The following is a 14,315-nucleotide window of genomic DNA, read 5'->3' as shown; positions in this document are numbered from 1 at the left end:
GGTGTGATGTTCACTCAAGTGCCGCAGCCACTGGTCTATGCCGAAGCCTTGCTGGCGCAGTTCGCCAGCCTGTCGCGCGCGGCGGACGGTGCTGCGCTGCTGGGTGACTTCGTGCGTGGGCTGGCCGAACTGAGCGGTTGCGAACTGACCCAGCTGTACCTGCTCGACGCCACCCACACCTGTCTGGGGATGAACGCCGAATGCCTCGACGGCGCGCTGCAACCGCGCGCCGCCACCAGCCTGCCGGCGGACTACAACGGTGAACAACTGCTGCAGTTCGCCCTGTGCCAGAACCGCGTGGTGTGCCTCGATGATCTGGGCGCCAGCCTGCACGAAACCAGTTTCCTGCCGGCCACCACCGGCCGCTGGCAATCGCTGCTGTGCGTGCCGCTGGTCAATCAGCAGAAGGCGGTTGAAGGCCTGCTGCTGTGCGCCAGTCGCCGTCACGTCGACCTGCAGGGTTTTGCTGATTCCCTTGGCCAGCTCGGCTCGTTTGTTCTTGGTCAGCTGCACTTGCTGCAGCGTCTGCGCCAGCCGCCGGCAGAATCGACCACGGTGGCGCGCAGTGTGCCAAGCATCAACGGCTATGGCCTGATCGGCAAAAGCGCCGCCATGCGCCAGACCCACTCGCTGATCAGCAAAGTCCTGCACAGCCCGTACACCGTGCTGCTGCGTGGCGAGACCGGCACCGGCAAGGAAGTTGTGGCCCGGGCGATTCACGATTGCGGCCCGCGCCGCTCTCAGGCGTTCATCGTGCAGAACTGCGCGGCCGTCCCGGAAAACCTGCTGGAAAGCGAGCTGTTCGGCTATCGCAAGGGTGCGTTCACCGGCGCTGACCGTGACCGCGCGGGGCTGTTCGATGCGGCTAACGGCGGCACGCTGTTGCTCGACGAGATCGGCGACATGCCGCTGTCGTTGCAAGCGAAGATTCTGCGGGTGTTGCAGGAGGGCGAGATTCGCCCGCTGGGTTCCAACGACACGCACAAGATCGACGTGCGCATCATCGCCGCGACGCACCGCGATCTGTCGACGCTGGTCAGCGAAGGCAAATTCCGCGAGGACTTGTATTACCGCCTCGCACAATTCCCGATCGAGCTGCCGGCCCTGCGTCAGCGCGAAGGTGACATCCTCGAACTGGCTCAGCACTTTGCCGAGAAGACCTGCGCGTATTTGCAGCGTGATCCGGTGCGCTGGTCGAGCGCGGCGCTGGAACACCTGTCCGGTTACACCTTCCCCGGCAACGTGCGCGAACTCAAGGCACTGGTCGAACGCGCAGTGTTGTTGTGCGAGGGCGGCGAGTTGCTGGCCGAGCATTTCTCCCTGCGCATGGAGCCGATGCCCGAAGACCACAGCGGCCTGAATCTGCGCGAGCGCCTGGAGAAAGTCGAACGCACGCTGTTGCTCGATTGCCTGCGCAAGAACGACGGCAACCAGACCCTCGCCGCCCGCGAACTGGGCCTGCCGCGCCGCACGCTGCTGTACCGCCTCGGGCGGTTGAATATCAATTTGGGTGACTTCGATGGCTGACCTGAAATTGATCGCTGCGTCGAGCCGTATTCCTGTGGCCAATGATTTGCTTGGGGCTGGCAGATTACCTGTGGCGAGGGAGCTTGCTCCCGCTCGGCTGCGCAGCAGTCGCAACCCGCAGAGCCCGGTTTCCCTGATGCAGCGCAGCGTCTGGTTTCGGGGCCGCTTCGCAGCCCGGCGGGAGCAAGCTCCCTCGCCACAGAGGATCGGTATATCCCTTGTGATGGCTCGAAGGCCCCGATGTAGAGCCTTCGAGACTACCCAAAGAATTAATTTCAGCGCCGCCCGCAAGGGTCGGCGCTTTGTGCTTTGTCTACCCCTGGAGACCCTCTGATGTCTGTTCGTCACTGGCACGCTGTCCTGCTGACCCTCGTCGTTCTATGCGGCCTTGGCGGCTGTAGCGGCAATTACAAATTCAACGACAACGACTATCGCCCGTTGGGTGACCCGCAAGCGGTCAATCGCGGCAAGTGACCGCAAGGAGCATCAAACATGGAATTGGTTTTCGAAATGCTGAACACCAAGCAGTTCGTGCCCACCGAGTTGTGCCAGAAGACCTTCAAACAGGCCGGCGGCGTAATCGGGCGGGGCGAGGACTGCGACTGGATCATTCCTGACCGCAAGCGGCATCTGTCCAATCACCACGCGATTGTCAGCTACCGCGAAGGCACGTTTTTCCTCACCGACACCAGCAGCAACGGGGTCCAGGACGGCGACAGCGGCGCACGCCTGCACAAGGGCGAACCGGTGCGTATCGAGCACGGCAGTACCTACGTGCTCGGCGACTTCGAGATTCGTGCGCGGCTGGTGCGTGACCCGGCAACCTTCGACGGTGAAGTCGGCCGTCCGCGTGCCGCCGGCAGCATCATTCCGGACGATGCGTTTCTCGACCTTGATCCGTTGAACGCGATCGAACAGCAAGAGCGCGTCTATTCGGAAATCGACGAACTGTTGGCCCCGACCGCCAAGCCCGAGGATTCCCGTCAGCGCGCCGACTATGCGCGTATCGACATGGAAAGCCTGATGGTGCCGGAGCTTATTGCCCCGGTTGAACCCGAGCCTGCTCCGGCCCCGAAGGTCGTCGAGCGTCAGAGCGAGGGTTTCTGGGAGCATTTCGGCGCAGCGCTAGGCGTGGATCTCAAAGGCCTCGATCACGACGCCCGCGAAGCCTTGGCACTCAACGCCGCGCGTCTGCTGCGGCAGAGCATCGGCGGATTGCAGCAGAGCCTGCGCACTCGTTCGGAGCTGAAAAACGAACTGCGTCTGGCCCAGACCACCGTGCAAGGCACCAACAAGAACCCGCTGAAATTCGCCGTCGATCCGAGCGAAGCGCTGGAGATTCTGTTGCAGCCGCACAAGCCCGGTCATCTCCCGGCCGAGCAGGCGATCTCCCGCGCGTTCCGCGATCTGCAGGCGCACCAGGTGGCCTTGCTGACCGCCAGCCGCGCCGCCGTGCGCGGCACGCTGGAGCACTTCTCGCCGGAACAGCTGACCCTGCGTTTCGAGCGCGACAACAAGCCGTTGATCGCCACCTCGGGCGGGCGCTGGAGAGCGTTCGGCCGGTACCACCAGGCCCTGCGTCAGGACGATGACTGGAGCGAGCGTCTGCTGGCCCGCGACTTCGCCCAGGCCTACGAAGAACAGATCCGCCTGATCTCCACCCTCCACACCGACCACCAAGGATGATGCGCATGTCTCGCCGCTCGACCGCTTTTTTCAAGACGCTGACTGCGCTCACCGTGCTGGTGCTGCTCGCCGGTTGCTCGTCGCTGTCGCCGTACTCGAAAGTGACCAAGATCAACCTGAAGCTGACCGGCAGCGATCAGCTCAACCCGGACCTCAACGGCCGTCCTTCGCCGATCGTGGTGCGCCTGTTCGAGCTCAAGCACCCGGTGACCTTCGAGAACGCTGATTTCTTCAGCCTCTACGAGCGCGCCAAGGAATCCCTCAACCCGGATCTGGTGGCCAGCGAAGAACTCGAACTGCGCCCGGGTGAAACCGTGGAAATGAAACTCAGCGTGGAGGAGGGCAGCCGCTACGTCGGCGTCCTCGCTGCGTACCGCGATCTGCCGGAAACCAAGTGGCGCTACACCGTTCAGGTCACCCCGCTGGAGCTGACCGAAGCCGATCTGACCCTGGATCAGGCCGGGATCCGCAACACCCATGAAGCGCTCGCCAAGGCGGATGACTGAACATGAATACCCATAAAGTCATTTGGCAGGAAGGCATGTTGCTGCGGCCGCAGCACTTCCAGCACAACGATCGCTACTACGATCACCAGATGAAAACCCGCACCCAGTTGCTGGGTGGCTACACCTGGGGTTTTCTCAATCTGGAGATCGACCTGCAGTTCCTCAACATGGGCAAACTGGTGATCAGTGCCGCCTCGGGGATCCTGCCGGACGGCAGCCTGTTCGAACTCGGCGGCAACACCGAGCCGCTGGCGCTGGACGTACCGCCGAACACCGGTAACACGCCGATTTACCTGGCGCTGCCGTTGGTCACCGGTAACCACATCGAGGCGCGCCGTCCGGAGCAGTCCGACGTGCTCGCGCGGTACACCGCGTACGACGCCGAAGTGGCCGACTCCAACGCCGGCGATGATTCCGCCAGCCAGGTCAGCTGTGGTCGCCCGGATTTCAAACTGTTGCTCGGCGAGCAGCAGAGCGATCAGGCCTACGTGAAGCTGAAGATCTGCGACGTACTCGACACCACGCCTGATGGCGTGATCAGCCTCGACCCGGATTTCGTGCCGACCTACATCCAGGCCCATGCGTCCAGCTATCTGCTGTCGTGCCTCAAAGAAGTCATCAGCATGCTCAACCACCGTGGCGACACGATTGCCGAGCGGATTCGCTCCAACGGCAAGGTCGGCGGTGCGGAAGTCGGCGACTTCATGATGCTGCAACTGATCAACCGTACCGAACTGCTGCTGCGCCACTACCTCGGTCTGGAGCAGGTGCACCCGGAAGAGTTGTACCGCACGCTGCTGACCATGCTCGGCGATCTGGCGACCTTCTCCAGCGACAGCAAGCGCCCGCGTCTGGACAGCCGCTATTCCCACGCCGATCAGGGCGCGAGCTTCCGCAAACTGATGGAAGCGATTCGTCAGGTGCTGTCGATGGTGCTCGAACAGCACGCCATCGAGCTGATCCTGCAGGCGCGTCAGTACGGCATCATCGTGTCGCCGTTGCACGACCACAAACTGCTCGGCTCGGCGTCGTTCGTGCTGGCGGCAAGTGCCAACTGCGACTCCGAAGAACTGCGCCACCGCTTGCCGGCGCACCTCAAGGTCGGCCCGGTGGAGCGCATCCGCCAACTGGTCAACCTGCACCTGCCGGGGATCAAGGTCAAACCGTTGCCGGTGGCCCCGCGGCAGATCGCGTTCCACTCGAACAAAACCTACTTCATCCTCGAACTCAGTTCCGAAGACCTGGCGCAACTCGAGCGCTCCGGCGGCTTCGCGTTCCACGTGTCCGGCGAATTCGCCGAGCTTGAACTGAAATTCTGGGCCATCAGGAACTGACCGCCATGATCAAGGAAACGGATTACAACCAGGACGACAAAACCGTCCTGCTCGATCGTCAGGGCCACGGACCGGCAGCCAGTCCGCTGACCGACTTCGCCGCGCCGCCGCGCTTCGAGCAACTGGAAGAACGGATGATCTACGCCGCGCGCCTGCGTCCTGCGGAAGCGTTCAACATCAGCCTGAATTCGCTGGTGGCGGCGTCGTCCGAACTGCTCTCGGAAGTGGTGCGCCTCAAGCACAGCGAAACCCGCGAAGATTTGTACGCGCTCAACGAGCGCCTGACCGCCGGGCTCAAGCTGTTTGAAGTGCGCGCCCTGCACAACGGCGCCGAAAGCAGCCAGGTGATGGCCGCGCGTTACGTGCTCTGCACCGTGGTCGACGAAGCCGTCGTGACCACGCCGTGGGGCAACGAAAGCGAGTGGTCGCAGATGAGCCTGCTCAGCAGCTTCCACAACGAAACCTTCGGTGGCGAGAAGTTCTTCCAACTGCTTGATCGGTTGTCGAAGAACCCGGTCAAGCACCTGCCGATGCTTGAGCTGATGTACCTGTGCCTGTCCCTCGGTTTCGAGGGCAAGTACCGCGTGCAGGCGCGTGGCATGCTTGAGCTTGAAGGCATCCGCGACGCCCTGTACCGGCAGATCCGTCAGTTGCGTGGCGACGTGCCGCGCGAGTTGTCGCCGCACTGGGAAGGCCTCAACGATCAGCGCCGCAACCTGGTGCGCATCGTGCCGGCGTGGATGGTGGTGCTGTTCACGTTGGTCTGCCTGGTGGTGATGTATTCGGGCTTCGCCTGGGTCCTGGGCGAACAGCGCGACACCGTTCTGCAACCTTATCAGCCGCTTGATCCGGCCGCGGTTCAACCGCAGTCGCAGCCGTAACAGGGACGTGTGATGAAAAAGTTTTTCAAGAAAGTCGGCGCTTTCCTGCGCCAGACCTGGGTCTGGACCCTGCTGCTGGTGCTGTTCGTGGCATTGCTGGTGTGGTTCGTCGGCCCGTTGTTGGCGGTGGATGACTACAAGTTCTGGGAAAGCGCGACCTCGCGTCTGCTGACCATCAGCGTGCTGTTCCTGATCTGGGGCCTGACCATGGTCTTCGTCAGCTGGCGCGCGGGCATCCGCAAGAAAGCCATCGAAGAAACCGAGGACGGTCAGGATCGCATCCGTCGCGACGAACTGATCGAAGAAGAGCAGAAAGAGTTGAAGGCGCGCTTCAAGGACGCGCTGAAAACCCTGAAGACTTCGAGCCTGTATCGCGGCCGCAGCGAACGCTGGCGCAACGACTTGCCGTGGTACCTGCTGATCGGTCCGCAGGCTTCCGGCAAGACCAGTCTGCTGGACTTCTCCGGGCTGGAATTCCCGATCAACAAGATCGACCGCAAGCTGACCCGTGACACCCTCGGCACCCGTCATTGCGACTGGTACTTCGCCGACCACGGTGTGCTGATCGACACCGCCGGGCGTTACACCACCCAGCCGGACGCAGAAGTCGACGGCAGTGCCTGGACCACCTTGCTCGAACTGCTGCGCAAGCGTCGTCGCGGGCGTCCGTTGAACGGTGTGCTGGTGACCATTCCGGTGGAATCCCTGATCGGTGGCAGCGAGCAGGACATCGACACCCTGGCGCGCCAGGTGCGCGGTCGTCTGCAAGACGTCTATCAGAAACTGCACGTCGACGTGCCGGTGTATCTGGTGCTGAGCAAGGCTGACAAGCTGCTCGGTTTCGACGAGTTCTTCGATCAACTGACTCGCGAAGAAAGCGATCAGGTGCTGGGCACCAGTTTCCGCAAGGATCAGGTCGGCACCGACGTCGCGGTACTGCGCGGCGAATTCGAAGAGCTGCTGCGGCGCCTGAACAATCAGGTGATCATGCGCATGCACTCCGAGCGCGATACCCAGCGCCGTGGCCGCATCCTCGACTTCCCGCATCAACTGGGACAGATCGGCGAGCGTCTGTGCCTGTTCGTCGACATGGCGTTCACTGGCAACCGCTACCAGCGCGCGTCGCTGCTGCGTGGTTTCTACCTGACCAGTGCTCCGCACCTGACGCAGGAAATGGACGCGACCACCGCCGGCATCGGCGCCAACCTCGGCATGAATGCCGGTGTGCTGCCGACCCTGCGCAGTGGCCGTTCGCGCTTCATCCATCATCTGTTCAGTCGGGTGATTTTCCCCGAGTCGGATCTGGCCGGCCTCGACAAACGCGAGCGCAGCCGCATCCATTGGGGCCAGCGTGCGCTGTACGTCGGTGCACTGGCGGCACTGGCGCTGTTCGGCATGCTCTGGGCCGGTGGTTTCTCGGCCAACTATGAGCGTCTGGAAAACCTGCGCACACTGGCGCAGAACTGGACTCAGCAGCGTTCGGCGCTGACCCCGCGCGATGATGCGATGGGCGTGCTGAAAACCCTCGATACAAGCTACGCCGCGACTCAGGTGTTCCCGAAGAAGGGCGACGTCTCGTACCACGAGCGTGGCGGTCTGTATCAGGGCGAAGACGTCAACCCGGTGGTCAAGCAAGCCTACGAGCATGAGCTCGAAGCGCAGTTGCTGCCACGGGTCGCGACGATGCTCGAAGGGCAGATCCGCGCCAACATGAAGGACCGCGACAAGCTGCTCAACAGCCTGCGTGCGTACCTGATGCTGAACATGAAAGACCGTCGTGACGCCGTGTGGCTCAAGGACTGGGTCGCCACTGACTGGTCGCAGCGCTACACCGGCAACACTGCGGTCCAGAACGGTCTGAACACCCACCTCGAACGCCTGCTGAAGCAGCCGTTCATCTACCCGCTGAACGATCAACTGGTGACTCAGGCACGTCAGATGCTGCGCGCCGAATCGCTGGCCACCGTGGTGTACCGCATGCTCCGCGAGCAGGCGCGCAACCTGCCGGAATACCGTTTCAGCCAACACCTCGGCCCGCAGGGTTCGCTGTTCATCGGCACCGAATACGTGATCCCGGGGTTCTACACCCAACAGGGTTATCAGCAGTATTTCTCGGTGCAGGGTTCGGCGCTGGTCACCGACATCCTGCGTGACAACTGGGTGCTGGGCGAAGGCGCGGGCATCAGCGACATGGACTTGCGTCGCCTGATGGTCGAGCTGGAGCAACTGTACTTCCGTGACTACGCCAACTACTGGAGCGAAGCCGTTGGTCAGGTGGCCTTGCCGCCGATCAGCGACGCCGGTGAAGGCGCCGAGCAACTGGCGGGCCTGACTTCGGCCAACTCGCCGGTGCTGGCATTGCTCACGGAAGTGCGCGAGAACACGCGCTTCCCGGCCGCCGCCGATCCGGTGGATGAAGCCGGTGACGCTGCCGATGCACTGGCAGGGCAGAAGGGCAAACTGGGCAAGGTCGGCAAACTGGCGTCTGCCGTGGCGGACAAGGCTTCGGCGATGGCCGTGGCGAAGAGCCTGCCGGACACCGCGAAGAAGTCGCTGCAACGCCGCTTCGAGCCGCTGCACCGTTTGCTGGATGACAACAACGGCCCGGCCGCTGACCTGACCCCGGCCATCAGCGCGCTCAACGACCTGCAACTGCAACTGTCCGGTCTGGCCCGTTCCAGCACGCCGGAACAAGCCGCGTTCGAAATGGCGAAAACCCGCATGAGCGGCCAGCGTGATGCGCTGACCAACCTGCGTGCGGCCTCGGGTCGCCTGCCGCGTCCGCTGAGCGTGTGGTTCAACGTGCTGGCCGAAGACTCGTGGCGCCTGGTGCTCAACGATGCTTACCAATACCTGAACGGCCGTTATCAGAACGAGCTGTACAGCGTGTATGGCAAGACCATCAGCAAGCGTTATCCGTTCAGCGCCAGCAGCACCAGCGACGTGGCGATCAGCGACTTCCGCGAGTTCTTCCGGGCTCAAGGTACCGTCGACCGCTTCTTCGACAGCTACATGCGTCCGTTCGTCAGCGGTGATCCGGGCAACTACCGGATGCGCAGCGTCGACGGTCACAGCCTGCCGGTCTCGAAGATGTATCTCGACCAGATGGCAGCAGCCCTGACCATTCGTCAGAGCTTCTTCTCGATCAACCCGGCCGAGCCGACCGTGCAGTTCAAACTGGAGCCGTACACCCTCGATCCGGCCGTCAGCCGTTCCGAGTTCAAGTTCGGCGACAAGACCATGGAGTACCGCCACGGTCCGATCCTGCCAATGACGTTCAAGTGGCCGACCGACGCTGAAGACGGTCGCACCAGCCTGGTGATGGACAAGATGGCCGGGCGTCCGATCGGTATCGAGAAGAACTCCGGCCCATGGTCGCTGTTCCGTCTGTTCGACCTGATGCAGACCGAGTACCTGACCGGTCGCGACGTGCTGGTGCTGAAAGCCGACGTGGGTGGCCTGCGTGCCAACTACCTGCTGACCAGCCAGCGCACGCCGAACCCGTTCGACATGGGCGTGCTGCGTACCTTCCGTATGCCGGTGCAGCTCTGATGCTGGTGGCCAGTCCCTGGCGCAGCGCGGCGCGTACCGACCCGGGCAAGGTGCGGGCGCGCAACGAAGATGCCTTCCTCGACTCGCCACAGCAGGGGCTGTGGGTGGTCGCGGACGGCATGGGCGGTCATCAGGGTGGCGACATCGCCAGCCAGTTGATCGTCGCCAGCCTGGCTGAACTGCCGCAACACGAGGACTTCGACGAACGCCTCAAAGCCATCCGCCAGTGCCTGCACTGGCTGAACCGGCGTTTGGGGCAGGAGTTGACGGTCACCGCCGGGCGTCACGACAGCATCATGGGCAGCACCGTTGTGGCGCTGCTGGTGGAAGGCAATCGCGCGGCCTGCATCTGGGCCGGCGACAGCCGTTGCTATATGTGGCGCGGGCAGCGGCTGTATCAGCTGTCCAAGGATCATTCGCTGCAGCAGCAACTGATCGACGAACAACAGATGAGCGTCGAACAGGCGGCAGCGCACCCGGCGGCTCAAGCCTTGACCCGAGCCGTCGGCGCCGCCGAACAGCTGACCCTGGATGTCCTCGAACTCGAGGTCTATCCGGGCGATGCGTTTTTGTTGTGCAGCGATGGTTTGTACCAAGGACTGAGCAGCGATGCCCTCGGCAACGCCCTCAGCCTCAGCGCGCCGCACGTGGCGCTGGAACGTCTGTTCGACGGCGCCCTGCGTGGCGCCGCCCGGGACAACCTGACTGCCGTGGTGATCCGCCAATGACTGAAATCGAATCCTCAGTCGATGACTTGCTGATGAGCGAAGAGCAGGCCAGCAACCTGACCTACTTCGCCTTCGCCAAGGCAAACAACGCCGAGCCGTTGCTGGCGCCGACCAAGGCCAGCATCGGTGCATTGCCGGACGTACTCGCCGGCCGCTACCACCTCGAGCGTCTGCTCGGGGCGGGCGGTATGGGTGCGGTCTACCGGGCGCGAGATCTGCTGCACGAGCAGTTCGGCGATCCCGATCCTTACATTGCGCTGAAAATTCTCAGCGAAGAATTTGCCGAATCGCCGGACGCCAGTGCCTTGCTTTACAGCGAGTTTGCCCTGACCCGACGCCTGCGCCACGACAACGTCGTGCGTGCGCACACTTTTGAAGTCGATACCGATTGCCAGCGGGCCTTCATCACCATGGAATACATGCGTGGCCTGACCCTGGACAAATTGCTCTGCGAGCGGCCCCTCGGCCTGCCGTGGAAAGAAACGCGTGACATCGCGCTGCCGCTGCTCGATACGCTGGCCTACGCCCACCGTCGCGGCGTGCTGCACGGTGACATGAAACCGAGCAACGTCATGCTCAGCGAAGACGGGCTGCGCCTGTTCGACTTCGGTCTCGGCCAGGCAGACGAGGGCGTGTTGCCCGGCCTGCCGCACCTGAGCCGCGAGCGTTTCAACGCCTGGACCCCGGGCTACGCCGCCCCCGAACTGCTTGAGGGCCAACCGTTGTCGGCCAGCGCGGACGTGTACGGCGTGGCCTGCGTGATCTATGAACTGGCGAGCGGCAAACACCCGTTCCGCCGCTTGCCCTCGACCCAGGCCCGCGACGAGCACCTGGAGCGCGAGCTGCAAGCCCCGGCGAACTTACCGAAACACGGCTGGCCAGCGCTGCGAACCGCGCTGAGCTTCAACGCGGCAGAACGCACCATCACTGCCGACCAATTGCGTGACGCCTTGGGCGCCACTTCGTCCTGGCTGCAACGGTTGCGACTTCGGGCGTAACGGACGACATTCGAACAGGGAGCGCTTTATGTTCAACCCAGCTAACGAAACCCACTTCAGCCTCAAGGTCGAAGACTACATGGGCGACCTGCAAGTGCTGTCGTTCACCGGCACCGAAGGCATCAGCCAGCCGTATCGCTTCGACCTCGAACTGGTCAGCGAAAACCCCGATCTGGACCTGGAAAAACTCCTGCACAAGCAGGCGTTTCTCGCATTCGATCCACAAGGGTCAGGCATTCACGGGCAGATCTACCGCGTCGCTCAGGGCGATGCCGGCAAGCGCCTGACTCGCTACAAAGTCTCGCTGGTGCCGCAACTGCAATACCTGCATCACCGCACCAACCAGCGTATCTACCAGCAGATGTCGGCGCCGAAAATCATCGCGCTGATCCTCGACGAACACGGGATCAAGGGCAACGCCTACAGCTTCCAGCTGAGCCAGCCGTGCCCGGATCGCGACTACTGCGTGCAGTACGACGAAACCGATCTGCACTTCGTCCAGCGCCTGTGCGAGGAGGAGGGTATTCACTACCACTTCCAGCACAGCGAAAAGGCTCACCTGCTGGTGTTCGGTGATGACCAGACCGTGTTTCCCGACCTCGGCCAGCCGACTGCCTACATACAGGGCAGCGGCATGGTCGCCGAAGAACCGGTGATCAAAGGCTTCAAACTGCGCCTGGAAACCCGCACCAGCCGCACCACGCGCCGCGATTACGACTTCGAAAAACCGCGCCTGCAAATGGAAGCGGCGTACAAACCGGATGGCGAGAGCACTGAACCGGATCTGGAAGACTACGACTACCCGGGCCGCTTCATCGACCGTGCGCGCGGCAAGTTCCTCAGCCAGCGCGCCCTCGAACGCCACCGCGCCGACTACCGCCAGGCCGAAGGTCGCGGCGACCAGACCAAACTGGTCAGCGGCCACTTCATGGCCATGTCCGACCACCCGCGCAGCGAGTGGAACGACCTGTGGCTGCTCACCGAAATCTTCCACGAAGGCAAACAGCCGCAAGTCCTCGAAGAAGGCGTGACCAGCGACACCACCGACAACAAGGACGACTTCCACCAGGGCTACCGCAACACCTTCCTCGCCACCCCGTGGGACGTGTTCTACCGCCCGGCCCTCGAACACCCGAAACCGCGCGTGCTCGGCAGCCAGACCGCCATGGTCACCGGCCCCAAAGGCGAAGAAATCCACTGCGACCAGTACGGCCGCATCAAAGTCCAGTTCCACTGGGACCGCGAAGGCCTGGCCGACGACAAAACCAGCTGCTGGCTACGCGTCTCCAGCTCCTGGGCCGGCGACCGCTACGGTGCGATCAGCATCCCGCGCATCGGCATGGAAGTCCTCGTCACCTTCCTAGAAGGCGACCCCGACCAACCCCTCGTCACCGGCTGCCTGTACCACAAGGAAAACCCGGTGCCGTACGCCCTGCCGGCAAACAAAACCCGAAGCGTCTTCAAAACCCTCAGCTCCCCGGGCGGCGGCGGGTACAACGAACTGCGCATCGAAGACAAAAAAGGCGCGGAGCAAATCTACATCCACGCCCAGCGCGACTGGGATGAAAACATCGAGCACGACCAGAAGATTCGTGTCGGTAATGAACGTCATGACACGGTGGTGAAGAACACCTACACCGAACTCAAGGCTGAAGAACACCGCACCACGATTTCCGACCGCAAGGTTGAAGCGAAGCTGGATGATCACCTGACAGTTGGGCAGAACCAGCATGTGAAGCTGGGCACGGCGCAGCTCACCAGCGTGGGGAAAGAGATTCACCTTAAGGCTGGGGACAAGATTGTTATCGAGGCGGGGACGGAGCTGACCATCCTGGGGGGTGGGAGCTTTATCAAGCTTGATGGTGGTGGTGTGACCGTGGTTGGGCCGGTGGTGAAGATTAATGCCGGGGGCTCGCCGGGGAATGGCACCGGGATCGGGATTAAACCGCCGGTGCTGCCGGGGGCGGCGGATAAGGATAAGGCGGGGAGTTTGATGGATCAGGCGTTGGGGAATGCGGTGCCTGAGAAGGTTAAGCCGAAGGCTTTTTTTGTGTTTTCTGAGTGATGAGTTCGTGATGACAAAGAACAATCGAGTGCGTCAATTCAAGCTGCAATGTCTGGTGCTTTTGGCGTTTGGGTTTTGTTCAGACGCCTTTGCGGCACAATCTAGCACCGTGCAATGCCCGAGCGACAACTTCGCAGATTTCGTAAAAGAGTTCTCGTCCAAGCCTGAGGTGCAGCAAGCGTTTATCGCCTCGCCCGTGATCGAGCAAAAGGTAGTCTCCACCGAGTCAAAGCCGCGAGTGGTGGAGCGAAAGTCGAGGGTGTTGGACCTTCAATCGCTGGTGATGCTTGCTCCTGCCAACATCGCGAAGTCTGGGCTGAGCATGCAAGTCCAGCTGCCAAACAATGTGATTGTTCGCGATTCAAACGGTGAAGTACTTAAGATCTTCACTTTCAAACATAACGACTGTTGGATATTGAGCCGTGCTGAAGACTGGTCGCTTGAGTCTGCACTTGATGCTCAATACCCGAAGTTAAAGGCTTCACCGGCTGAGCGCGCACTAAAAAGAGGGGCGATGTATAACCAACTGGCTATCGATATCGAATCCTCCTCTTCCAGCCAGTTGTACATTTCTGCTCTGAACAGTTATTTGCATGGGGCAGACCAAGGCTCCGCGGAGGCGGCTTTCGCAGCAGCGGGTATCAGCCTTTCAGGTCAAGCGCCGCGGTTGGAAAATGCCAAGATTCTTCAGCTTCTGGAGTCAGCCGCCAAGAGCGTACCTGAGGCAGGGATCGCCCTTGCCGAATTCTATTGCGACGAAGGCAATTACGAAGAAAAGCGAGCCTGTGTCAGTCCAGAAAAATCATTGAGCGCTCTCGTCACATCTGCCCAGCTCGGTTCCCCGGATGCACTGATTCAACTAGGCGGCGCCTATGAAACCGGCGCAATCATCCCTAGTGATTTGGTCCGGGCAATGGCGTGTTATCAGGAGGCCGACAAGAAAGGCAATGAGGCAGGTGCGAGAGGCGTCGAACGACTAAGTACCCAAGGCATTACCGCAAATAATTCAATTCATTGCCTTTAAAGCAGGATGCTATC

Annotated in this window: 11 protein-coding genes; all 11 read left to right on the top strand. The window is 61.9% G+C overall.

Annotated features, from left to right (window positions below):
* Positions 1 to 6 precede the first annotated feature (6 nt).
* The 11 genes from ACS4NR_RS21145 (at position 7) to ACS4NR_RS21095 (ending at position 14,301) form a co-directional block, all read left to right on the top strand.
* Entirely contained in the window at positions 7 to 1,527 is a 1,521-nt protein-coding gene (locus ACS4NR_RS21145; protein ID WP_095137720.1) for a sigma-54 interaction domain-containing protein, read from the top strand.
* A gap of 333 nt (positions 1,528 to 1,860) precedes the next feature.
* Positions 1,861 to 2,001, top strand: a complete 141-nt coding sequence (locus ACS4NR_RS21140) for a hypothetical protein (protein WP_003229566.1) — start codon at positions 1,861 to 1,863, stop codon at positions 1,999 to 2,001.
* Between the two features lie 18 nt (positions 2,002 to 2,019).
* Positions 2,020 to 3,213, top strand: a complete 1,194-nt coding sequence (gene tagH / locus ACS4NR_RS21135) for a type VI secretion system-associated FHA domain protein TagH (RefSeq protein ID WP_095137718.1) — start codon at positions 2,020 to 2,022, stop codon at positions 3,211 to 3,213.
* A 5-nt stretch (positions 3,214 to 3,218) separates the two neighbouring features.
* On the top strand, positions 3,219 to 3,719 hold the full coding sequence (gene tssJ / locus ACS4NR_RS21130; protein WP_007962325.1) for a type VI secretion system lipoprotein TssJ: 501 nt from the start codon (positions 3,219 to 3,221) through the stop codon (positions 3,717 to 3,719).
* A 2-nt stretch (positions 3,720 to 3,721) separates the two neighbouring features.
* Positions 3,722 to 5,053 carry a type VI secretion system baseplate subunit TssK gene (gene tssK, locus ACS4NR_RS21125; protein ID WP_007962327.1) on the top strand — a complete coding sequence of 444 codons (1,332 nt, stop codon included), beginning with the start codon at positions 3,722 to 3,724 and terminating at the stop codon, positions 5,051 to 5,053.
* 5 nt (positions 5,054 to 5,058) lie between these two features.
* Positions 5,059 to 5,934, top strand: a complete 876-nt coding sequence (gene icmH, locus ACS4NR_RS21120; RefSeq protein ID WP_003229559.1) for a type IVB secretion system protein IcmH/DotU — start codon at positions 5,059 to 5,061, stop codon at positions 5,932 to 5,934.
* Between the two features lie 12 nt (positions 5,935 to 5,946).
* Positions 5,947 to 9,486 carry a type VI secretion system membrane subunit TssM gene (gene tssM, locus ACS4NR_RS21115; RefSeq protein WP_456018247.1) on the top strand — a complete coding sequence of 1,180 codons (3,540 nt, stop codon included), beginning with the start codon at positions 5,947 to 5,949 and terminating at the stop codon, positions 9,484 to 9,486.
* Positions 9,486 to 10,214: a PP2C family protein-serine/threonine phosphatase gene (locus tag ACS4NR_RS21110; protein WP_027610389.1), complete on the top strand. Its 729-nt coding sequence runs from the start codon at positions 9,486 to 9,488 to the stop codon at positions 10,212 to 10,214. Before tssM ends, ACS4NR_RS21110 begins: the two co-directional genes overlap by 1 nt.
* Positions 10,211 to 11,212 (top strand): serine/threonine-protein kinase, encoded by a 1,002-nt coding sequence (locus tag ACS4NR_RS21105; protein WP_027610390.1) that lies wholly within the window; start codon positions 10,211 to 10,213, stop codon positions 11,210 to 11,212. Before ACS4NR_RS21110 ends, ACS4NR_RS21105 begins: the two co-directional genes overlap by 4 nt.
* A 28-nt stretch (positions 11,213 to 11,240) precedes the next feature.
* A complete protein-coding gene (locus tag ACS4NR_RS21100) occupies positions 11,241 to 13,277 on the top strand; it encodes a type VI secretion system Vgr family protein (RefSeq protein ID WP_456018246.1) in 2,037 nt (678 codons plus the stop codon).
* Positions 13,278 to 13,287: 10 nt separating this feature from the next.
* Positions 13,288 to 14,301: a sel1 repeat family protein gene (locus tag ACS4NR_RS21095; protein ID WP_456018245.1), complete on the top strand. Its 1,014-nt coding sequence runs from the start codon at positions 13,288 to 13,290 to the stop codon at positions 14,299 to 14,301.
* Positions 14,302 to 14,315: the final 14 nt, after the last annotated feature.

It is taken from the genome of Pseudomonas sp. JQ36 (genome assembly GCF_053851495.1).
The sequence above is the reverse complement of the archived record's forward strand: the minus strand, read 5'-3'. Positions and strand labels throughout refer to the sequence as shown.

Coding starts and splice junctions, on each gene's coding strand:
- tagH (WP_095137718.1), top strand. CDS start 2,020: ATGGAATTGGTTTTCGAAATGCTGAACACCAAGCAGTTCGTGCCCACC.
- ACS4NR_RS21110 (WP_027610389.1), top strand. CDS start 9,486: ATGCTGGTGGCCAGTCCCTGGCGCAGCGCGGCGCGTACCGACCCGGGC.
- tssM (WP_456018247.1), top strand. CDS start 5,947: ATGAAAAAGTTTTTCAAGAAAGTCGGCGCTTTCCTGCGCCAGACCTGG.
- ACS4NR_RS21100 (WP_456018246.1), top strand. CDS start 11,241: ATGTTCAACCCAGCTAACGAAACCCACTTCAGCCTCAAGGTCGAAGAC.
- tssK (WP_007962327.1), top strand. CDS start 3,722: ATGAATACCCATAAAGTCATTTGGCAGGAAGGCATGTTGCTGCGGCCG.
- ACS4NR_RS21145 (WP_095137720.1), top strand. CDS start 7: ATGTTCACTCAAGTGCCGCAGCCACTGGTCTATGCCGAAGCCTTGCTG.
- ACS4NR_RS21105 (WP_027610390.1), top strand. CDS start 10,211: ATGACTGAAATCGAATCCTCAGTCGATGACTTGCTGATGAGCGAAGAG.
- icmH (WP_003229559.1), top strand. CDS start 5,059: ATGATCAAGGAAACGGATTACAACCAGGACGACAAAACCGTCCTGCTC.
- tssJ (WP_007962325.1), top strand. CDS start 3,219: ATGTCTCGCCGCTCGACCGCTTTTTTCAAGACGCTGACTGCGCTCACC.
- ACS4NR_RS21095 (WP_456018245.1), top strand. CDS start 13,288: ATGACAAAGAACAATCGAGTGCGTCAATTCAAGCTGCAATGTCTGGTG.
- ACS4NR_RS21140 (WP_003229566.1), top strand. CDS start 1,861: ATGTCTGTTCGTCACTGGCACGCTGTCCTGCTGACCCTCGTCGTTCTA.